The organism is Vallitalea sediminicola, assembly GCF_054408565.1.
The window spans coordinates 1-209 of record NZ_BTPT01000421.1; the positions used below are offsets into that span (position 1 = coordinate 1).

1 protein-coding gene is annotated in these 209 nt (G+C 32.5%); it reads left to right on the top strand.

All coding sequences use genetic code 11. The features are described 5' to 3' along the window. Positions 1–201: hypothetical protein (locus ACX6CF_RS27275; protein WP_458788505.1), on the top strand; the 201-nt coding region annotated here is incomplete at its 5' end. Positions 202–209: the final 8 nt, after the last annotated feature.

The following is a 209-nucleotide window of genomic DNA, read 5'->3' on the forward strand; positions in this document are numbered from 1 at the left end:
CCTTCATGTAATAAAAGCGGACTACAAATGTTTGTTGATGCAACTGCTATTAATATGCCTTTTGCTGATCAGATTAAACCTGAAGCATTCAACCATATTTGGAAAGATGGTGTTCCATATATTGTAGCTGGAGAAAAGACAGCTGAAGAAGTTCTTAATAAAGCTATGGAAATCCAAAATAGTGCAGAAAATAGTAACTAATTAAATAT